Source organism: Halococcus dombrowskii (genome assembly GCF_022870485.1).
In the GTDB taxonomy this organism is placed as follows: Archaea; Halobacteriota; Halobacteria; order Halobacteriales; family Halococcaceae; genus Halococcus; species Halococcus morrhuae.
This window is the reverse complement of record NZ_CP095005.1, coordinates 471,113-490,502: the sequence shown is the minus strand read 5'-3', so window position 1 is coordinate 490,502 and position 19,390 is coordinate 471,113. Positions and strand designations below refer to the sequence as shown.

General features: G+C 65.1%; 28 protein-coding genes and 1 tRNA gene. 27 read left to right on the top strand and 2 right to left on the bottom strand.

The window, feature by feature from the left end:
• Window positions 1–35: 35 nt before the first annotated feature.
• The gene (locus MUK72_RS02640) at window positions 36–1,931 is read right to left on the bottom strand and encodes a DUF262 domain-containing protein (RefSeq protein ID WP_244703629.1); all 1,896 of its coding nucleotides are present in this window, start codon (window positions 1,929–1,931) and stop codon (window positions 36–38) included.
• A gap of 140 nt (window positions 1,932–2,071) precedes the next feature.
• Window positions 2,072–2,142 (bottom strand) — tRNA-Gly (locus tag MUK72_RS02635).
• 161 nt (window positions 2,143–2,303) lie between these two features.
• Between MUK72_RS02635 and MUK72_RS02630 the strand changes: the two genes are divergently transcribed.
• The 27 genes from MUK72_RS02630 to MUK72_RS02500 all read left to right on the top strand — a co-directional run bounded on the left by MUK72_RS02630 (window position 2,304) and on the right by MUK72_RS02500 (window position 19,382).
• Window positions 2,304–3,134 (top strand): putative RNA uridine N3 methyltransferase, encoded by an 831-nt coding sequence (locus tag MUK72_RS02630; protein ID WP_004054043.1) that lies wholly within the window; start codon window positions 2,304–2,306, stop codon window positions 3,132–3,134.
• A 12-nt stretch (window positions 3,135–3,146) separates the two neighbouring features.
• Entirely contained in the window at window positions 3,147–4,157 is a 1,011-nt protein-coding gene (locus MUK72_RS02625) for a 50S ribosomal protein L3 (RefSeq protein WP_244703615.1), read from the top strand.
• On the top strand, window positions 4,154–4,897 hold the full coding sequence (rpl4p, locus tag MUK72_RS02620; protein WP_004054041.1) for a 50S ribosomal protein L4: 744 nt from the start codon (window positions 4,154–4,156) through the stop codon (window positions 4,895–4,897). The genes MUK72_RS02625 and rpl4p overlap by 4 nt, the downstream gene beginning before the upstream one ends.
• Window positions 4,894–5,145, top strand: coding sequence for a 50S ribosomal protein L23 (locus MUK72_RS02615; RefSeq protein WP_004054040.1), 252 nt, complete (start codon window positions 4,894–4,896; stop codon window positions 5,143–5,145). Before rpl4p ends, MUK72_RS02615 begins: the two co-directional genes overlap by 4 nt.
• Before the next feature lies 1 nt (window position 5,146).
• Window positions 5,147–5,860, top strand: a complete 714-nt coding sequence (locus MUK72_RS02610) for a 50S ribosomal protein L2 (protein WP_244703612.1) — start codon at window positions 5,147–5,149, stop codon at window positions 5,858–5,860.
• Window position 5,861: 1 nt separating this feature from the next.
• Window positions 5,862–6,284, top strand: coding sequence for a 30S ribosomal protein S19 (locus tag MUK72_RS02605; RefSeq protein ID WP_244703609.1), 423 nt, complete (start codon window positions 5,862–5,864; stop codon window positions 6,282–6,284).
• 15 nt (window positions 6,285–6,299) lie between these two features.
• Window positions 6,300–6,770, top strand: coding sequence for a 50S ribosomal protein L22 (locus MUK72_RS02600; protein WP_244703606.1), 471 nt, complete (start codon window positions 6,300–6,302; stop codon window positions 6,768–6,770).
• Window positions 6,770–7,882, top strand: coding sequence for a 30S ribosomal protein S3 (locus MUK72_RS02595; protein WP_244703604.1), 1,113 nt, complete (start codon window positions 6,770–6,772; stop codon window positions 7,880–7,882). Before MUK72_RS02600 ends, MUK72_RS02595 begins: the two co-directional genes overlap by 1 nt.
• Entirely contained in the window at window positions 7,882–8,109 is a 228-nt protein-coding gene (rpmC, locus tag MUK72_RS02590; protein WP_004054035.1) for a 50S ribosomal protein L29, read from the top strand. The genes MUK72_RS02595 and rpmC overlap by 1 nt, the downstream gene beginning before the upstream one ends.
• On the top strand, window positions 8,109–8,393 hold the full coding sequence (locus tag MUK72_RS02585) for a ribonuclease P protein component 1 (protein ID WP_244703601.1): 285 nt from the start codon (window positions 8,109–8,111) through the stop codon (window positions 8,391–8,393). The genes rpmC and MUK72_RS02585 overlap by 1 nt, the downstream gene beginning before the upstream one ends.
• Entirely contained in the window at window positions 8,384–8,803 is a 420-nt protein-coding gene (locus MUK72_RS02580) for a 30S ribosomal protein S17 (RefSeq protein ID WP_004054033.1), read from the top strand. Before MUK72_RS02585 ends, MUK72_RS02580 begins: the two co-directional genes overlap by 10 nt.
• Window positions 8,803–9,201, top strand: coding sequence for a 50S ribosomal protein L14 (locus MUK72_RS02575; protein WP_004054032.1), 399 nt, complete (start codon window positions 8,803–8,805; stop codon window positions 9,199–9,201). Before MUK72_RS02580 ends, MUK72_RS02575 begins: the two co-directional genes overlap by 1 nt.
• Window positions 9,202–9,208: 7 nt before the next feature.
• A complete protein-coding gene (gene rplX, locus MUK72_RS02570) occupies window positions 9,209–9,565 on the top strand; it encodes a 50S ribosomal protein L24 (RefSeq protein WP_244703598.1) in 357 nt (118 codons plus the stop codon).
• Window positions 9,558–10,328 (top strand): 30S ribosomal protein S4e, encoded by a 771-nt coding sequence (locus MUK72_RS02565; protein ID WP_244703596.1) that lies wholly within the window; start codon window positions 9,558–9,560, stop codon window positions 10,326–10,328. The genes rplX and MUK72_RS02565 overlap by 8 nt, the downstream gene beginning before the upstream one ends.
• Entirely contained in the window at window positions 10,325–10,843 is a 519-nt protein-coding gene (locus tag MUK72_RS02560) for a 50S ribosomal protein L5 (RefSeq protein ID WP_244703594.1), read from the top strand. Before MUK72_RS02565 ends, MUK72_RS02560 begins: the two co-directional genes overlap by 4 nt.
• Entirely contained in the window at window positions 10,840–11,013 is a 174-nt protein-coding gene (locus tag MUK72_RS02555) for a 30S ribosomal protein S14 (protein ID WP_004054028.1), read from the top strand. The genes MUK72_RS02560 and MUK72_RS02555 overlap by 4 nt, the downstream gene beginning before the upstream one ends.
• Window positions 11,010–11,402, top strand: coding sequence for a 30S ribosomal protein S8 (locus MUK72_RS02550; protein ID WP_004054027.1), 393 nt, complete (start codon window positions 11,010–11,012; stop codon window positions 11,400–11,402). The genes MUK72_RS02555 and MUK72_RS02550 overlap by 4 nt, the downstream gene beginning before the upstream one ends.
• 2 nt (window positions 11,403–11,404) lie before the next feature.
• Window positions 11,405–11,953, top strand: coding sequence for a 50S ribosomal protein L6 (locus MUK72_RS02545; protein ID WP_244703582.1), 549 nt, complete (start codon window positions 11,405–11,407; stop codon window positions 11,951–11,953).
• Window positions 11,943–12,845 carry a 50S ribosomal protein L32e gene (locus tag MUK72_RS02540; RefSeq protein WP_244703579.1) on the top strand — a complete coding sequence of 301 codons (903 nt, stop codon included), beginning with the start codon at window positions 11,943–11,945 and terminating at the stop codon, window positions 12,843–12,845. The genes MUK72_RS02545 and MUK72_RS02540 overlap by 11 nt, the downstream gene beginning before the upstream one ends.
• Window positions 12,838–13,299, top strand: coding sequence for a 50S ribosomal protein L19e (locus MUK72_RS02535; RefSeq protein WP_244703576.1), 462 nt, complete (start codon window positions 12,838–12,840; stop codon window positions 13,297–13,299). Before MUK72_RS02540 ends, MUK72_RS02535 begins: the two co-directional genes overlap by 8 nt.
• Window positions 13,299–13,880 carry a 50S ribosomal protein L18 gene (locus MUK72_RS02530; protein WP_244703574.1) on the top strand — a complete coding sequence of 194 codons (582 nt, stop codon included), beginning with the start codon at window positions 13,299–13,301 and terminating at the stop codon, window positions 13,878–13,880. The genes MUK72_RS02535 and MUK72_RS02530 overlap by 1 nt, the downstream gene beginning before the upstream one ends.
• On the top strand, window positions 13,873–14,505 hold the full coding sequence (locus MUK72_RS02525; protein ID WP_244703571.1) for a 30S ribosomal protein S5: 633 nt from the start codon (window positions 13,873–13,875) through the stop codon (window positions 14,503–14,505). The genes MUK72_RS02530 and MUK72_RS02525 overlap by 8 nt, the downstream gene beginning before the upstream one ends.
• The gene (gene rpmD / locus MUK72_RS02520) at window positions 14,505–14,969 is read left to right on the top strand and encodes a 50S ribosomal protein L30 (protein ID WP_244703559.1); all 465 of its coding nucleotides are present in this window, start codon (window positions 14,505–14,507) and stop codon (window positions 14,967–14,969) included. The genes MUK72_RS02525 and rpmD overlap by 1 nt, the downstream gene beginning before the upstream one ends.
• A 14-nt stretch (window positions 14,970–14,983) precedes the next feature.
• Window positions 14,984–15,496, top strand: a complete 513-nt coding sequence (locus MUK72_RS02515; RefSeq protein ID WP_244703557.1) for an uL15m family ribosomal protein — start codon at window positions 14,984–14,986, stop codon at window positions 15,494–15,496.
• 7 nt (window positions 15,497–15,503) lie between these two features.
• Window positions 15,504–16,928 carry a preprotein translocase subunit SecY gene (gene secY / locus MUK72_RS02510; protein WP_244703555.1) on the top strand — a complete coding sequence of 475 codons (1,425 nt, stop codon included), beginning with the start codon at window positions 15,504–15,506 and terminating at the stop codon, window positions 16,926–16,928.
• A 186-nt stretch (window positions 16,929–17,114) separates the two neighbouring features.
• Window positions 17,115–17,882, top strand: a complete 768-nt coding sequence (locus MUK72_RS02505) for a sulfite exporter TauE/SafE family protein (protein ID WP_244703552.1) — start codon at window positions 17,115–17,117, stop codon at window positions 17,880–17,882.
• 225 nt (window positions 17,883–18,107) lie between these two features.
• On the top strand, window positions 18,108–19,382 hold the full coding sequence (locus tag MUK72_RS02500; protein ID WP_244703549.1) for an NRAMP family divalent metal transporter: 1,275 nt from the start codon (window positions 18,108–18,110) through the stop codon (window positions 19,380–19,382).
• Window positions 19,383–19,390: the final 8 nt, after the last annotated feature.

Here is a 19,390-nt window from a genome sequence, read left to right as displayed (position 1 = left end):
GATTAATGAGACGCGGCAATAGCTTAGTGGGAGAGTTATGGGTTCATCGATGAGGCAGCATACCGTTCTGTGAGCCAATCCTTCATTAGTTTCTCGCGGCGTTCGACGAACGAGTTGTATTTATCTATCGAAACATTCCCATCTGGGTACAGATTCGCGTCTCGGATAAACTCACGCCGACCATCACTCTTGCCAGATAGCCAGTCATCAGGTAGATTGTCCCCTTTGCTTGCATTTTCACTGGAATTAAGCAACTGGAGATTTCCGATACGGTGAAGATTGATCTCGCCATCGTTGGCAGCCGCAATAGCCTCGCGTTGTGCCACAGGATAGATATGGTCTACTGCGAGATTATCGATGTCGTGCTCGGAGTGGGCTTCATCAAGTAATGCGAGGACAGCAGCGACTCCACTATGAGTGAATCTGTCGTCCTCACCTGCCGTGGTGTTGTAGCGCGCACGGTCAACAGCATCGTCGACATGTTTGGACGTGAGACGAACGTCAACAGCGTCAAGTAGAGCATCACCGAAAAAGACCTCACCGTCACCGTTAGGATACACCTCATTCACCGCCCTCGCCATTGCCCGACCCCGTGAGCGGCTAAACGTGTTTGTGAACACAGTCTTTGCGACAAAACGGAAGACCGCCCGCTTGTTCTCCTCGGTAACTTCAGCTGCGGGATTCACGTAATAAAACTTCGTTAAGATCGCGATGAGGTCCATACTGGGGATTGTCCTCGGTGTTAATCCGGTGCCTTCAACCGTGGAGAACGTGTCGCGGAGTGCTTGCTCAAATCGACCGTGAGCATTACCCATCTCGCCGGGAGCGGCCCATTGTTCATGGATAGTTCGTACCTCGTCTTTCTCTGAATACTTCTCAACAGTGCTCCTCTTTAGATCACTATTGGCGACGTATACAAGGCAGCGGGTGAGGAGTTTCCGTGTGATTTTCTTCTCGAAGACAGGGTGATTGGTAGCCATTCGCTCCATCTCCTTCGTTAGAATCAGACGTGGGTGGAACGGCGAATCATCTTCTTCAACGTATGGGCTGTAGGTTGCAAGCAGCGATTGCACGTACTGATAAGGTTTGGGACGTTCACCACTAAGGTTGATCCGTGTGAAAATTTCATGGACTTCCTCAGGATCGTACTTGACAGTCGTGCTCGGTAGTTCGTATCCCAACACCTTCTGTTGGAACCGCATTGCGACACGGGAAGCAACGTCTTTGAGAATATCCCGTTGGTCGCTTGTTGCAGAGATTTCAAGCGCGTTGACTTGGTCGCGCACGTCATCATCGACCTCTGGTCCCGGTAATGCTTCACCGTCTTCGTTCACAAATCGACGAATGGGATACCAAAGACGATGCGTGCCGTCTGTCATCTCTTCATGTCCAACCTCGTTTTCTGGATCGAACGTGTCTATCGTTCGGAATTTAAAATCGTAGTCGCCTGCTAATGGTAGTCCACTGGCGTCAGAGAATTCCGGGTTACCCAGTAGATCAATGCAAAGAACCTTCTCGCTCCAAAATCGCTCATCTGAGCGGTCACCACCCCTTCCGCCAGTATACGAAAACAGTGAGCCGCGAAGCCCGACGTAGGCTGAATTTAATCGTTGCTGCCCGTCAATGACAAGATAATCACAGATTATATTGTCGGTGTTTGCTTGTTCGTTAGAGCGCCGCGCTTCATGATCAAGCACCGCCGGAGGGATACGCCCATCTTCGTCAACGTATCGTCGGATAAATCGATATGCGGTAAATTTGTCATCGACACCATCGGTATCCCACAATGTTACCTGCCCAACCGGATAGCCGCGTATAAACGAGTCAAATAGATGGGCAATAGCGTCTTCAGTCCAGACAAATTCCCGTTGTAATCCGGGGAGAAACACTCGATCATCCATTTTCGAAACGAATTCCTCTAACGTCTCCATCATGGCCTCAAGAAGAGGTTTTATTTATTTAAGTGTTTCAACCGCATCTCGAATATTGACCACACCCACTCCAAGGAAATCCACCCCAATATTAGTAGAGTCTGTGGTCCGAGTAGGGGAAATTTGTGTCAGCGGAGAAGTGCGCTGGCCGAGATTTGAACTCGGGTTGTGACCATGGCAAGGTCACGTGATACCACTACACTACCAGCGCCCTGCACTCCATGGTCGGAGGGTCGAGTGTAAAAACGTTCCGAAGCGGTCGCGGCTGCACGTCCTGTGAACTGTCGACATGGTTGCATGGAAACGCTATCCTTTTACCACCGAGTACGATAGGAGCGCCACAGTCTAGTGGCACGGCGCGAAAGCGTCGGCATGACACGTAGCGTACTCGTGCCGTCATCGCTCTGCCGGGAGGCCGCCGACAAACGCGAGGCGACCCACAAGGTCGGTCTCGTCGCTCGTGCGGCCACCGTCTTCCGGGTCGACCGCGTAACGGTCTTTCCGGACCTCGACGGCGACCGGCGATGGGGTGGCGGGTTCGTTTCCACGGTACTGGCGTACGCCGCAACGGCCCCCTACCTCCGAAAGGAGGCGTGGGGCACGCGGGACGAACTGGAGTACGCGGGTGTCCTGCCGCCGCTTCGCGCGGCCGCTCGGACCGGCTCCGAATCGAACGGTTCGGGGTCGTCAAGACAGGGAATCGTGACCGAGGTCGGCCCTGATGGGCGCGTTCGGGTCAATTGCGGACTGCAACACCCGATCTCGCTCGTCGCACCGCCGGAGATGGCGGTCGACGAGGGGGAGCGCGTGACCGTCAGGATCTCTTCGCGAGAGCCGGTCCGCGCGCGAATCACGGACGAATCCCCACCGGGGTTCGCCGTCGAGCGCGCGGACCTCTCGGCAGCGCTCGGCCGTGAGGATGCCGGGTTCCGGGTCGCAACGTCACGCCACGGCGAGGTGCTGACGACGGAGCGACTCGGGACGCTGGCCGGTCGTGCCGACGACGGGCTGACCGTCGCCTTCGGCGCGCCCGAGCGAGGGCTGCCGGCGATGCTCGACATCGACGCGGCGTCGGTGGCGAGCGATACACCCCACGCGGGGTTCGACTGCTGGCTCAACACGGTTCCGAAGCAGGGCAGCGAGGTCGTTCGCACCGAAGAGGCGGTGTTCGCGACGCTCGCGCCCCTGACGCTTCCACAGTGAGGTAGCACACACATGGTACAACCAACCAGACCACGCAAAGGCTCGCTCGGCTACGGGCCGCGAACGCGCGCACACAGCGAAGTGCCGCGCTTCGGCTCGTGGCCGGACGACGACGGACAGCCCGGGCTGCAGGGGTTCGCCGGCTACAAGGCCGGCATGAGCCACGTCGTGATGATCGACGACGCGGCCAACTCGCCACGTGAAGGGATGGAGCAGACCGTCCCCGTCACGGTGGTCGAGACGCCCCCGATGCGCGCGGTCGCGCTCAGAGCCTACGAACAGACACCCTACGGACTCCGCCCGCTCACCGAGACCTGGACCGACGAGTTCCACGACGATCTCGACCGGGCGCTCGACGTTCCCGACGGCGAATCGGATCCCGGTGCCTTCGAGGAGGCAGTCGAGAACAACGAGATCGGCGAGATCCGTGCGATCACCCACACCGTGCCGGGCGAGATGGCGAACGTGCCGAAGAAGCGCCCGGACGTGATGGAGACGCGTGTCGGCGGCAGTGACCTCGACGAGCGCGTCGAGTTCGGCCTCGACCTCATCGCAGGCGGGGGCGAACACGAGCTGACCGAAGTGTTCCGGCCCGGCGAATACATGGACGCAGCGGGCGTCACGAAGGGCAAAGGGACGCAGGGCCCCGTCAAGCGCTGGGGCGTCCAGAAGCGCAAGGGCAAACACTTCCGGCAGGGGTACAAGCGGCGTATCGGCAACCTCGGCCCGTGGAACCCTTCGCGCGTGCGCTCGACGGTCCCCCAGCAGGGACAGACGGGCTACCACCAGCGGACGGAGCTCAACAAGCGCCTCGTGAGCGTCGGCGACGGCGACGGCGCCAGCGCCGAGGGCGGCTTCGTCGGCTACGGTGAGGTCGACGGCCCCTATTCGCTCGTCAAAGGCTCGCTTCCCGGTCCGGACCAGCGGCTTCTCAGGTTCCGACCGGCGATCCGACCCGGAGACCAGCCGCGCCTCGATCCCGAGGTGCGCTACGTCTCGACGGCATCGAACCAAGGACAATGACGACAGTATACGACACGGACGGTACGGAGGCCGGCGACGTGGAGCTCCCGGACGTCTTCGAGACGCCCCATCGCCCGGAGCTCATCGGTCAGGCGGTGCGCACCGCACAGGCCAACCGGGCACAGCCCTACGGTTCCGACGACTACGCGGGCATGCGAACGCCCGCCGAGTCGTTCGGTAGCGGTCGTGGCATGGCCCACGTCCCCCGATCGAACGGCCAGGGACGACGCGTCCCACAGACCGTGGGCGGGCGACCGGCCCACCCACCGAAGGAGGAGAACGATCGCTCGCTGAAGCTCAACGACAACGAGCGCAAGCTCGCGACCCGCAGCGCCATCGCGGCCACCAGCGATCGCGAGCGCGTGAGCGAGCGCGGCCACGAGGTCGCGGCGTTCGACGGCGAGTTCCCGATCGTCGTGGACGACGAGTTCGAGGAGTTCGTGAAGACCCAGGACGTGGTCTCGCTGCTCGAAGCGCTCGGCGTCGACGAGGACATCGAGCGCGCCGAGGACAAGACCGTGCGCGCCGGGCGCGGGACGACCCGTGGCCGGAAGTACAAACGCCCGACCTCGATCCTGTTCGTCACGAGCGACGAACCGTCGCGAGCGGCCCGCAATCTCGCGGGTGCCGACGTCGCCACCGCGCGCGAGGTGAACACCGAGGATCTCGCGCCGGGCACGCAGTCGGGTCGACTGACGATCTGGACCGAGAGCGCCATCGAGGAGGTCGAAGACAGATGAGCGATGTGAAATATCCCTACGTGACCGAGAAGGCGATGAACGACATGGACTACCGCAACACGCTCCAGTTCATCGTCGCGAGCGACGCGGCGAAGCCGGGCATCCGCGAGGAGGTCGAGGAGCGCTTCGACGTCGCGATCACGAACGTGCGCACGCAGGTCACGCCACAGGGCGAGAAGAAAGCCACAGTGACATTGAGCGAGGACGACGACGCACAGGACGTCGCCTCGCGGATCGGGGTGTTCTGAGATGGGACGACGAATCCAGGGTCAACGGCGCGGTCGCGGGACGCCGACGTTCCGCGCGCCCTCCCATCGCTACAAGGCGGAGCTTTCGCATCCCACCACCGAGGACGACGACGTGGTCGCGGGCACCGTGGTCGGGATCGAACACGATCCGGCCCGGAGTGCCCCGGTCGCAGCCGTCGAGTTCGAGGATGACGATCAGCGCCTCGTGCTCGCACCGGAAGGCATCGGCGTCGGTGAAGAGATCCAGGTCGGCGTTTCGGCCGAGATCAAGTCCGGTAACACGCTGCCGCTGGCGGAGATCCCGGAGGGCGTGCCGGTCTGCAACATCGAGAGCCAGCCCGGTGACGGTGGGAAGTTCGCCCGTTCGTCGGGTGTCAACGCCCAGCTGATCACTCACGATCGGCAGGCGGCGATCGTCGAGCTGCCAAGCGGCGAGACGAAGCGACTCAGCCCGCAGTGTCGGGCGACCATCGGCGTCGTCGCCGGTGGCGGTCGCACCGAGAAGCCGTTCGTGAAGGCGGGCAACAAACACCACAAGATGCGCGCACGGGGTACGAAATACCCGCGCGTGCGTGGCGTGGCGATGAACGCCGTCGATCACCCGTTCGGCGGTGGCGGTCGTCAGCATCCCGGCCAACCGAAGAGCGTCTCGCGGGATGCCCCGCCGGGACGGAAGGTCGGCGACATCGCCAGCAAGCGGACGGGGAGGAAATGAGATGAGTTCGGACTACAGAACCGGTCGCGAGGGCGAGTTCACCTACCGCGGCCACACGATCGAGGAGCTACAGGAGATGGACCTCGACGAGGTCGCCGACCTGCTGCCGGCGCGCAAACGCCGCAGCATCGAGCGCGGCCTCTCGGTCGAGAAGGAGAAACTGCTCGCCAAAGCGCGCGAGAAGGGCAACGAGGAGACGGCGAACGACCCGATCCGGACGCATCTGCGCGACATGCCGGTGCTGCCGGAGTTCGTCGGGAAGACCTTCGCCGTCCACACCGGTCAGGAGTTCGAGCGCGTCAGGATCGAGCCGGAGATGCTCGGCCACTATCTGGGCGAGTTCCAGCTCACCCGGACGTCGGTCGAACACGGACAGGCGGGCATCGGCGCGACGCGCTCGTCGAAGTTCGTCCCGCTCAAATAATGGAGGCATAACGCAATGGGAATCAGTTACAGCGTGGACGCGGACCCGGAGAAAACGGCGAAAGCCATGCTCCGCGAGCGCCACATGAGCCACAAGCACAGCAAGGAAATCGCCCGAGAGATCAAGGAGATGAGCGTCGCCAACGCGCGCGACTATCTCGAAGCGGTCATCGCGGGCGATCAGTCGGTGCCCTTTCGCTCGCACAACACGGGCGTCGGTCACCGCAACGACATCGACGGCTGGGACGCCGGTCGCTACCCCGAGAAGGCCAGCGAGGCCTTCCTCGATCTGCTCGAAAACGTCGGCGCGAACGCCGAGCATCAGGGGTTCGAGCCCGAGTCGATGACGATCGATCACGTCGCCGCCCACAAGGTCGGCGAGGTGCAGGGTCGCAAACCCCGTGCGATGGGGCGGGCAACGGCGTGGAACACGCCCGAGGTCGACGTCGAGATGGTCGTCGCCGAACCCGAGGAGGGTGAGAGCTGATGGCGACCGAACAGCAGTTCATCGAGGACGGGATGCAGCGCACCCAGATCGACGAGTTCTTCGCCGACGAGCTGGCCCGCGCGGGCTACGGCGGGATGGATCTGGCCAAGACCCCGATGGGCACGCAGATCGTGCTCCGGGCGGAGAAACCGGGGATGGTGATCGGCAAGGGTGGGAAGAACATCCGGAAGATCACGAGCGAGCTCGAGGAGCGCTTCGACCTCGACGATCCCCAGATCGACGTCCAGGAGGTCGACGAACCCGACCTCAACGCACAGATCGTCGCCGACCGGCTCGGCAACGCCCTCGAACGCGGCTGGTACTTCCGGAAGGCCGGCCACACGACGATCGACCGCATCATGGACGCGGGCGCACGTGGTGCCGAAATTACACTTAATGGTAAAGTGACCGGCGCACGCTCGCGCAACGAGAAGTTCAATCGCGGCTACATCAAGCACAACGGCGAGCCGTCCCAGGAGATCGTCGACCGTGGCGACGGCGTCGCGGTGATGAAGCTCGGAACGATCGGCGTCACGGTGAAGATCATTCCGCCGAACGCCGACCTGCCCGACGACTTCCGCATCCACGAGGACGTCGATACGGAGTCGCTCGTCCCCGACGAGATCGAGGGCGACGAGGTCGAGGCGCTGCTCGGCGAGGCCGAGGAGCCGGCCGACGGCTCCGAGGAGTCGGACGCCGACGAGGAGTTCGAGCTCACCGAGGACGAAGCGGGAGCCGAGGCCGCCGAGATCGAAGAAGAGGAGATCGTCGAAGAGGGCGTCGAGGCCGAAGAGGGTGCAGCCGAGACCGCGCCCGACGACGCCGCAATCGACGAGGAGCTCTCCGAGGAGACCGAGGCCGACGCCGAGGAGATCCTCGACGAGATGGAGTCGACCGAGGCCGACGCCGGTGCGGGGCTGACGGTAATCGACGGCGTCGGCGAGGCCAAAGCGGGGGCGCTCGTCGAGGCCGGCTTCGAATCCGTCGCCGACATCCAGGACGCGAGCGAGGACGATCTCGCCGAGGCTGAGGGCGTCGGCGATGCCTTCGCCGAGCGCATCAAAGAGGGTGCGAGCGAGGTCGATCCCGCGGACGTGGAGGGTGAGAACTGATGGCAATCCTGCACAGCGCGGAGATCCGCGACATGACGCCGGCCGAACGCGAGGTCGAACAGGAGGAGCTCGAAACCGAGCTGCTCAACTCGCGAGCCGTTCAGGCCGCCGGCGGTGCGCCCGACAACCCGGGTCGGATCAAGGAGCTGCGGCGAACGATCGCCCGGCTGAAGACGATCCGGCGAGAGGAGGGCGACCTCGACGAGGAAGACGAGGAGGCGTCGTGATGGCGCTGACGGCCGAGACGGTCGCGCGACACGAGCTTCGCGGGCTGCAGACCCGGGTTGCCGCGGCGAGCAACGGCTCGCTGGTCGGCATCGAGGGGTCGGTCGTCTCCGAGAGCGAGAACACGCTCGTGGTCGAACAGGGCGAACGAACGAAACGAGTACCGAAAGCCGGGGCGACCTTCGAGTTCGCGCTCGAAGACGGGTACGCGACGGTCGCGGGCGAGCGACTCGTCGCGCCGCCGGCCCGGCGGACGGAAACGACAGGTGATTCGAAATGGCGTTAGGACTCAACGTAACGGAACCGGAGACGACCTGCGACGACCCGAACTGTCCGTTCCACGGGACGCTGTCCGTGCGCGGCGGGACGGTCGACGGCATGGTCGCCTCCACGGAGATGGATCGATCGGTCGTCGTCGAGCGCGAGTACGACGTCGCGGTACCGAAATACGACCGACAGATGAAACGACGGTCGCGCACGCCGGCACACGCGCCGGACTGCCTCGATCTCGAGGTCGGCGACGCGGTGCGCATCGCCGAGACGCGCCCGCTGTCGAAGACGAAAGCACACGTCGTCGTCTCGACGCTCGACACGACGCGTGATCTGGGGGCGAGCAGTCTCTCGGGGCCCTCGGATTCCGAAAGCGAGGTCGACCTGAGCGAGATCGGGGCCGACGAAGAGGAGGGCGAGAGCTGATGGAAGCGCTCTCGGCCGACGTCACGCAGGGGCTCGAAAAGGGCTCGCTCGTGACGTGTGCGGACAACACGGGCGCACGCGAGCTGAAAGTCATCAGCGTCGCGGGCTACTCGGGCGTCAAGAGCCGGCATCCGAAGGCCGGCCTCGGCGACAAGATCACCGTGTCGGTGACGAAGGGCACGCCGGAAATGCGCCGACAGGTGCTCGAAGCGGTCGTCATCCGTCAGCGCAAGCCGATCCGCCGCCCCGACGGCACGCGCGTCACGTTCGAGGACAACGCCGCCGTCGTGGTCGACGACAACGAGGATCCCCGTGGCACCGAGCTGCGGGGGCCGGTCGCCCGCGAGGTCGCCGAACGGTTCGGCTCGATCGCGAGCGCGGCGACGATGATCGTCTAGAACAACCATGAGCAAACAACCACACAAACAACGGACACGCGAGGAGCGCGCGCCGCTCCACGAGAAGCACAGACAGGTCCGTGCGACGCTCGCGGGCGATCTCCGCGAGGAGTACGGCCGCCGTAGCGCGCGAGTGAACGCGGGCGACACCGTCGAGGTCATGCGCGGTGACTTCGCCGGCGAAGAGGGTGAGGTCGTCGCCGTCGATCTCCAGGACGCGGTCGTCCACGTCGAGGACGTCACCCTCGAAACCGCCGACGGCGAGGACGTCCCACGGGCGCTCGACGCGAGCAACCTCCGGATCACGGAGCTCACGCTCGACGACGATCGCCGCGAGGCACGGCTGGAGGGCGACGATGAGTAAGCACCAGAAACGGCTCTCGGTGCCGGATTCGTGGCCCGTCGAGCGCAAGACGGCGACGTTCACGGTGAAGGCCGCCGCCGGTCCGCACGGCGAGCAGGGCGTGCCGCTGCTGATCGTGCTCCGCGACGTGCTCGGCTACGTCGACAACCGAAAGGAGGCGCGCTACGCGCTGAACCAGGGCACCATCCTGATCAACGGCGACTCCCTCGACGACGAGGAGCGCCCGATCGGCATGTTCGACATCGTCGAGTTCACCGAGCGCGACGAGCACTACCGAGTGTTCCCCGACGAGGGCGGCCGGCTCGCGCTCTCGCCGATCGACGCCGCCGACGCCGACTCGAAGCTCGGCAAGATCGTCGGCAAGGGGCAGGTCCCCGGCGGCAACACTCAGCTCGCGCTGCACGACGGCCACACCCTCGAAATCGAGGACGGCGAGTACGCCGGCAGCGATTCGATCGTCATCGACCACGACGACGAGATCCTCGCGCACTTCCCCTACGAGGAGGGTGCGCTCGTGACGGCCGTGCGCGGTCAGCACGCCGGCGAGATCGGCGAGATCGAGGAGATCCAGGTCACGCCCGGCAGCTCGGCGAACAACGTCATCGTCACCCAGGAAGAGGGTGACGGCTTCGAGACGATCGCCGACTACGTCGTCGTCATCGACGAGAACTTCGTCGAGGAGGACGACGAGGAGACCGTCACGACGGCCGGTGAGGGCGCTGAAGCGGCCGAGGACCCGACCGACGGAGGTGACGACGAATGAGCGACGCCGCCGGCTTCCACGAGATGCGCGAGCCCGTCGTCGAGAAGGTCGTCGTCCACATGGGCGTCGGCCAGGGCGGGCGCGAGCTCGCCGACGCCGAGGAGATCCTCGAAGCGGTGACGGGCCAGGAGAGCGTCCGGACGCGCGCGAAGGCGACCCGGCCGGAGTTCGGCATCCGCGAGGGCGACCCGATCGGCACGAAGGTGACGCTCCGCGGCGACGACGCCGAGGAGTTCCTGGCAACGGCGCTCGAACTCGCGACGATCGAACGGACGCAGTTCGACGAGACGGGGAACTTCAGCTTCGGCATCGCCGAGCATACGGAGTTCCCGAACCAGGAGTACGATCCGAACACCGGGATCTACGGGATGGACGTGACGGCGAACCTCGCCCGCCCGGGCGCACGCATCAAACGCCGCACCAAGGCCACCCGGTCGATCCCGGGTCGCCACCGCCTCGACATCGAGGACGCGATCAGCTATCTCGAAGAGAGCTACGACATGGAGGTACAATGAGCGAAAGCGACGTGGAGACTGGCGAACACGCGAGCAAACGTACGGGCCAGCTCGAAGCCTGCCAGCGCTGCGGGCGCAAGCAGGGGCTCGTCGGGAAGTACGACATCTGGCTCTGCCGACAGTGTTTCCGCGAGATCGCCCGCGGCATGGGGTTCGAAAAATACCAATGACCGACAACGATCCGCTCGCCGACGCGCTCTCCGGCATCGACAACGCCGAAGGCGTCGGCAAGCTCGACTTCACCGTGCAGCCCGCCTCGAACACGATCGGCTCCGTCCTGGAGGTCATCTACGACCGCGGCTACATCGACGGCTTCGAGTTCGTCGACGACGGCCGTGCCGGGACGTTCGAGGTCGAACTCAGAGGCAAGATCAACCGCTGTGGCGTCGTCAAGCCCCGGTATTCGGCCGGGGCCGACGAGTTCGAGAAATGGGAGAAGCGGTTCCTCCCGGCCCGTGACTACGGGACACTCATCGTCACGACGAGCCACGGCGTGATGAGCCACTACGAGGCCAGGGAGGAAGGTCTCGGCGGGCAGGTGCTCGCATACGTATACTGATAATGACAGAACAACGACTCACGATTCCGGAGGGAACGAGCGCGGAGGCAGAGCGCTTCGACCTCACGATCTCCGGCGAGAACGGCAGCGTCACGCGACGGCTCTGGTATCCGAACGTCTCCGTCACCGTCGAGGACGACGCGGTGGTCCTCGCGAGCGACGCCGAGGACGCGAAGACGACGGCGACGATGAGCACGTTCGTCAGCCACATTCAGAACGCCTTCCACGGCGTCAGCGAGGGCTGGACCTACGAGATGGACGTCTTCTACTCGCACTTCCCGATGCAGGTGCGCGTCGAGGACGGCGACGTCGTGATCCAGAACTTCCTCGGCGAGAAGGCACCGCGCCGGACGCCGATCCGCGGCGACACGGACGTCGAGGTCGACGACGAGCACGTCACGCTCTCGGGGCCGAACAAGGAGGACGTCGGCCAGACCGCCGCGGACATCGAACAGCTCACCCGCGTCAGCGGGAAGGACACGCGGGTGTTCCAGGACGGCGTTTACATCAGCGGCAAACCGACCCGGGAGGTGAGCGCCGGTGGCCAGTAACGAACGCGAACTCACGGCCATCGACGGCGTCGGTGAGGAGACGGCCGACGAGCTGCGTGAGGCCGGCTACGAGACGATCGACGATCTCCGCGACGCCGACCAGGACGAACTGAGCGAGGTCGAGGGGATCGGTACCGCCCTCGCCGCGCGCATCGCGGCCGATGTCGGCGAGATCGACGTCGAGGGGTCGGACGAGGAGACGCCCGAAGAACTGACCGAGGTCAGCGGCGTCGGCGAGGAGAAGGCCGACGCACTGCGCGAGGCCGACTTCGAATCGGTCGCCGACCTCGAACGCGCCGAGCAGTCCGCTCTCGCGGACGTCGAGGGGATCGGCAACGCGCTCGCCGCGCGGATCAAGGCCGACGTCGGCGGGCTCGAAGTCGACGAGGAGACCGACACCGAGGTCGAGGACGAGACGCCCGAAGAGGAGGCCGAGGACGTCGAGACCGAACTCCGTCCGCGGGGGCTGACCGAGAAGACGCCCGACCTCGACGACGAGGAGCAGCGGCTGCTCGGCGAGCGCCGGCGGCGGTCCCAGCCGCAGTTCAACCGGCAGGACCACCACAAGAAAAAGCGCGTGGCGACCTCCTGGCGACGCCCGCGCGGCCAGCTCTCGAAGCAGCGCCGCGGCGTCAAGGGCAAGGGCGCGAAAGTCGGGGCGGGCTACCGGACCGCGACGGACGTGCGCGGACGGCATCCAAGCGGGTTCGAGGAGGTCCGCGTCGAGAACACCGACGATCTGGAGGGTGTCGACGGCGACACCCACGCCGTGCGGATCGGCTCCACGGTCGGCGGTCGCAAGCGCGAACGCATCGAGGAACAGGCCGAAGACGACGGAATCCGGGTGCTCAACCCGACCTACGTCGAAGTGGAGGTGAACGAGAATGAGTGATCTGAGCGCACAGCGACGGCTCGCGGCGGACGTCCTCGACGTCGGGAAGAACCGCGTCTGGTTCGATCCCGAACAGCAAGAGGAGATCGCCGAAGCGATCACCCGCGAGGACATCCGTGAGCTCGTCACGGAGGGAACGGTCGACGCGAAGGCGGCGAAATCGAACTCGCGTGGCCGCGCACGCAAGCGCAACAGCCAGCGCGCCGCCGGTCATCGGAAGGGCCCCGGGAGTCGGAAGGGGACCGCCGGCGCGCGCGAGAACAGCAAGGACGCATGGGTCTCGCGGATCCGTGCGCAGCGTCGTCGGTTGAAGGAGCTGCGCGCGGAGGGCACCATCGACCGAACGCAGTACCGCACGCTGTACGACAAGGCGGGCGGCGGCGAGTTCGACAGCGTCGACAGGCTGGAGAGCTTCGCCGTGGACGAATTCGACATCGAACTGGAGGACGAATAATGGCAACAGGACCACGATACAACGTACCGATGCGCCGCCGGCGCGAGGTCCGGACGGACTACCATCAGCGGTTGCGCCTGTTGAAATCAGGCAAACCCCGACTGGTTGCCAGAAAGAGCAACCGCCACGTCAGGGCGCAGCTGGTGACCCCCAGTCCCGACGGTGACGAAACGCACGCGAGCGCGAGCTCGGCCGATCTCGACGAGTACGGCTGGGAGGCTCCCACGGGGAACCTGCCCAGTGCGTATCTCACGGGACTGCTGGCCGGGCTGCGCGCGCGAGATACCGAGATCGACGAGGCAGTGCTCGACATCGGGCTCAACGCCGCGACGCCGGGCAGCAAGCTGTTCGCGATCCAGGAGGGCGCGATCGACGCGGGGCTCGACGTCCCGCACAACGAGTCGGTGTTCGCCGACTGGGAGCGCACCAGCGGCGAGCATATCGCCGACTACGCGGAGAGCCGCGACGAGCCGCTCTATTCGAGCGCGTTCGACGCGACCGAGCTGCCCGACCACTTCGAGGAAGTCAGAACGACAATCATGGACGAATTCGACCACGAACTGGGAGGCGGCGATGAGTAATCGAGGCTGGGAGCCGCGCACGCGGCTCGGCAAACTGGTCGCCGAGGAGGAGATCACCTCGATGGACGAGGCGCTCAACTCGGGGCTCCCGCTGAAGGAGCCGGAGATCACCGACCAGCTGCTCTCGCTCGAGGACGACGTTCTGGACATCAACATGGTCCAGCGGATGACTGACTCCGGTCGGCGGGTGAAGTTCCGCTGTGTCGTCGCCATCGGCGACCGCAACGGCTACGTCGGCTATGCCGAGGGCCGCGACGACCAGGTCGGGTCGGCGATCCAGAAGGCCATCGAGATCGCGAAGCTCAATATGGTTCGCGTCTCGCGTGGCTGTGGCTCGTGGGAGTGTGGCTGCGGCCGCCCGCACACCGTTGCGCTGCGGACGGACGGAAAGGCCGGCAGCGTCGAGGTCGAGCTTCGACCGGCCCCCCGAGGGCTGGGTCTCGCGGCGGGGGCGACCGCCCGCTCGGTGCTCGAACTCGCCGGTATCGAGGACATCTGGACGAACTCCTCGGGCAAGACCCGGACGACGGTCAACTTCGCGAAGGCGACGTTCAACGCGCTCAAGGCAACCAGCGAGGCACGGGTGCCAGAGCGCGCCGTCGAGCAGCGTGAGGTGATCGAGTGATGCAGGCGCTCGTCCAGCTGCGCGGCGAGGTGAACATGGAGAGCGGCGTACGCGATACGCTCTCGATGCTCAACGTCCACAGCACGAACCACTGCGCGCTCGTCCCCGAGACCGACACCTACGAGGGGATGATAACGAAGGTCAACGACTACGTCGCCTTCGGCGAGCCGAGCTCCGGTGTGATCGCGACGCTGCTGCAAACGCGTGGCGAGCCCGCCGAGGGAACGGCCGAGATCGACGACGAGTGGGTGAGCGAGAACACCGACTACGACGACGTCTCGGCGCTCGCGGAGGGGCTGCTCGCCGAGGAGACGACGCTGCGCGAGGCGGGACTGACGCCCGCACTGCGACTCCACCCGCCGCGGGGCGGTCACGACGGCGTGAAACACCCCGTTCCGGAGGACGGCGAGCTCGGCAGGCACAGTACGGAGGAAATCGACGCGCTGTTGACGGCGATGCGCTGACGGAGACTACAACGATGACAAGCAAAAAACGACGCCAGCGCGGTTCGCGCACCCACAGCGGCGGCTCGCACAAGAACCGCCGCGGGGCCGGCCATCGGGGCGGGCGCGGGCGCGCGGGGCGCGACGATCACGAGTTCCACAACTACGGACCGCTCGGCAAACACGGGTTCAGCCGCCCGGAAAAGGCGAAGGAGGAGATCCTCACCGTCGAGGTGCGCGAGCTCGACGAGGATGCCGCCCTCTACGCGGCCGACGGGGTCGCCGAGGAGACCGACGACGGCTACGAGCTCGACGCGCGCGACATCGTCGAGGACGGCCACGACGCCGACGCCGTGAAGGTGCTCGGCGGCGGCCAGGTTCGCCAGAGCCTCACGGTGACCGCCGATGCGTTCTCCGAGAGCGCACACGAGCTCATCGACGCGGCCGGCGGCGAGGCCACGCTGAGCGAGCGCGGCGAGGAGCGACTGGCCGAACGCGAGGACGAGGACGAGGAAGCCGAAGAGGCTACAAACGCGGAGTCGGAATAGACCGAAAATGGGCTGGAAGGAGACCGCAGAACCCGTTCTGACGCGGATGCCCTCGGTCAGACAGCCCGAGGGCCATATCCCGTTCAGGCGGAAACTCGGCTGGACGCTCGGCGTACTCGTGCTGTATTTCTTCCTGACGAACGTCACCCTCTACGGGTTGGGCGGGCAGGGAGGCGACCTCTTCGGGCGCTTTCGCTCGATTCTCGCCGGGCAGGCCGGCTCGGTCCTCCAGCTCGGTATCGGTCCGATCGTCACCGCGAGCATCGTGTTACAGCTACTCGGCGGCGCGAACCTGCTGGGACTGGATACGAACGATCCACGCGATCAGGTGCTCTATCAGGGGCTCCAGAAATTCCTGGTGCTCGTGATGATCTGCATCACGGGACTGCCGATGGTGTTCGCCGGCAACTATCTGCCGGCGAGCCAGCAGGTAGCGGCATCGCTCGGCATCGGTATCGGCGGCGTGAAGTGGCTGCTGTTCGCCCAGATCTTCGTCGGGGCGATCCTCGTTCTCTTCATGGACGAAGTCATCTCGAAATGGGGCGTCGGTTCAGGGATCGGCCTGTTCATCATCGCCGGCGTGAGCCAGAGCCTCATCGGCGGCTTTTTCGGCGGTGACGGGTTCTTCAGCAGCTGGCTCGACATCATCACCGGAGCGATCGAGGTCTCACCGCTGACGAGCGAAGGTATCCAGACGCTGCTGTTCGGTCAGGGCGAGCTCATCGCGCTGTTCACCACGCTCCTGATCTTCGTGGTGGTGGTCTACGCCGAGTCGGTGCGCGTCGAGATCCCGCTCAGCCACGCCAGAGTCAAGGGTGCACGCGGACGCTTCCCGGTGAAACTCATCTACGCGAGCGTCCTGCCGATGATCCTCGTGCGGGCGCTCCAGGCGAACATCCAGTTCCTCGGCCGGATCCTCAACTCACAGGTCGGGCTGCCCGCGTGGCTCGGCGTCTATTCGAGCGGCCAACCGGTCGGCGGGCTGTTCTACTATCTCGCACCGATCAACTCGCCGGAACAGTGGCTCGGCGCGAGCCAGGCCGCCTGGCAGGTCGCGCTGCGCATCGGCGTCGACCTCACCTTCATGGTCATCGGCGGTGCGATCTTCGCGATCTTCTGGGTCGAGACCGCCGACATGGGGCCGGAGGCGACCGCGAAGCAGATCCAGAACTCCGGCATGCAGATTCCAGGCTTCCGGCAGAACCCCGGCGTCATCGAGAAGGTGATGGAGCGGTATATCCCGCAGGTGACGGTCATCGGCGGGGCGCTGGTCGGCGTGCTCGCCGTCGGGGCGAACATGATGGGCACCATCGGCGCGGTCTCGGGGACGGGATTGCTGCTCACGGTGTCGATCACCTACAAGCTCTACGAGGAGATCGCCGAGGAGCAGCTGATGGAGATGCATCCGATGATGCGCCAGATGTTCGGCTGAGAGCGACTGCGGGGGGATGCGATCGCGAGCGCCCGCCGTGGCTCCGTCGAACCGGCGGGTGACGATCGAGCGGCGAACTGTTGTACGCGAACTATCGGAATCGCCACAGGCGGGCGGTGAATCGAGACGCGGACGAACAGGCATATCACCGTCGTTCCCGCCGTTCCGACGGGACGACCTGCTCCAATGCTCCTGTCAAACATCGTCGTCGTCGCACTCGTCGTCATCGCCTTCGGCTCCGGGATCGGCATCGCGGCCATCGGCCCCGGTGGCGTCTTTCTGACGATCGCACTCTATGCGCTGACACCGCTGCCCTCGACGACGGTCGCCGGGACGGCCCAGCTGCTGTTCGTCGTGACCGGTCTCGTCGCCACGCTGGCGTACGCTCGCTCCGGCGAACTCGGGCGGGAGAACGCGTGGACGGCCGAGTTGCTCTCGGGCGGGAGTATCGTCGGGGCGCTGTTCGGCGCGTGGCTCAACGGCTTCGTCTCACGGGGGTTGTTCGGCCTGCTGCTCGGCCTGCTCGCCGGCGGGACGGGCCTCCTCATTCTCTATCGCGAGCGACGCGCGCTCGATGCGATCGTTACCATCGACCCCACGACGCGGTCGGGTGCCGTCGGCTACGCCGTGCTCGGGGTCGTGCTCGGCGCGTGTAGCGGCCTGCTCGGCGTCGGCGGACCGGTCATCGCGGTGCCGGCGCTGATCGTCGTCGGCACGCCGATGTTGGCCGCCATCGCCGTCGCACAGGTGCAGTCGGTGTTCATCGGCTCGTTCGCGGCGCTTGGCTATCTCCTCCAGGACGCGGTCTCACCCTCGCTCGCCGCCCTCGTCGGACTGCCGCTGCTGCTCGGCGTCGTCGCCGGGTGGCTGGTCGCACATCGCATCGAGCCCGACCGACTGAAAGCACTACTCGGGGTCGTTCTTCTGGTCGTGGCTCCCTCGCTCGCCCTGTAGATCGGTGCAGAGTCGGTGAACACGAACGTTCGGATTCCGTCGGTTTCGGCGAAGGACGCTCCGTGGTGTGGTATACAATGAAATACATACGGATATCGATTCGCAAGCAACGAACTTAGGGGATTGGCACGGCTAGTGTCGGTCGTCGTAGTGCTCCGCGGTTCGCGTTATCGACGTCGACAGTGACGAGTCGGTCGCGGGGCGAAACCGGGTTCCAGTATATACATGTCAGGCACTACATCGTCGTATCGAGAACGACTTCGTGACACGGCATCGGGATTCTTCCAGCAGTACGGGCTGGCGTTCGTGATGGTCGCCAGCTACTTCGGCTCCGGATCGATCTTCATCGCCAGCTCTGCGGGCGTCCGCTTCGGCTATGCGCTGCTGTGGGCGGTCGTCGGCGCGGCGCTGCTCGGCTTCATGGCCCAGGACATGAGCGCGCGACTCGGCATCTTCGGCGAACCGCTGATGGTGTTCATCAGACGGAAAGTCGGCGGACGGCTGGCGACCGCGCTCGCACTCGTCCTGTCGAGCGGCTGTCTGCTGTGGGCGTTCGAGCTGACCGCCGCCGTCGGCAAGGGGCTCTCCCTGCTGCTCGGCGGCGCGATCGGCTGGATGCCGCTGGCCTTCCTCGCCGGGCTGGCCGCCGTCGCCGTCGGCGTGCTCAACTACGAGGGCATCGAGCAACTGATGACCGCCATGATGATCGGCCTTCTGGTGGTGTATCTCGCCGTCACCGGCACGACCGCCCCGCCGCTGTCGACGGTCGTCGGCGGGTTCGTCCCGAGCGTCCCGAACGTCGGTGCGCTCACGCTCGTGGCGTCGATCCTCGGAACGACCGCGCTCTGGCCGAACTTCTTCCTCGAATCGAATCTCGTCGACGAGAAGGGCTGGACCGGGATTTCGGACATCAGCCCGATGCGCCGCGATCTCTCCATCGGCTACGCCGTCGGCGGCGTGACGACGATCGCCATCCTCGTGCTCGCGGCGGCCGTGCTCCGACCGGCGGGCTACACCGAGCTCGAAACGTTCCTCACGCCGGGACTCGCGCTCGGCGAGGTGCTTGGCGAGTGGGCGCGTACCGTCTTCCTCGTCGGCGCGGTCGCGGCGGCGTTCAACAGCATCATCCCGATCATGTGGACGCCCTCGTATCTCATCCAGCACGCCCGCGGAAAGGAGACCGATTCGTCGAACCGGAGCTTCAAGCTCATCTACGGCGTGCTGGTCACGATCAGCGGTCTCTCGCCGCTGATCACGATGTTCTTCGGCCTCGGCATCATCGACATGATCCTGCTCTTTCCGGCCTACAACGCCATCGTCGGATTGCCGATCACGGCCGTCTTCCTCTTCTGGGCGGTCAACGATTCGGACATCATGGGCGAGCACCGCAACTCGCGGCTGCTCTCGGTGGTGAACGCGGCGCTGGTGTTGCTGGCGATCGTCTCCGCGGCGACGTCGCTACCCGGCGTCGTCGACGCGCTCGTCTCCGGCGGACTCTGAATTACCAT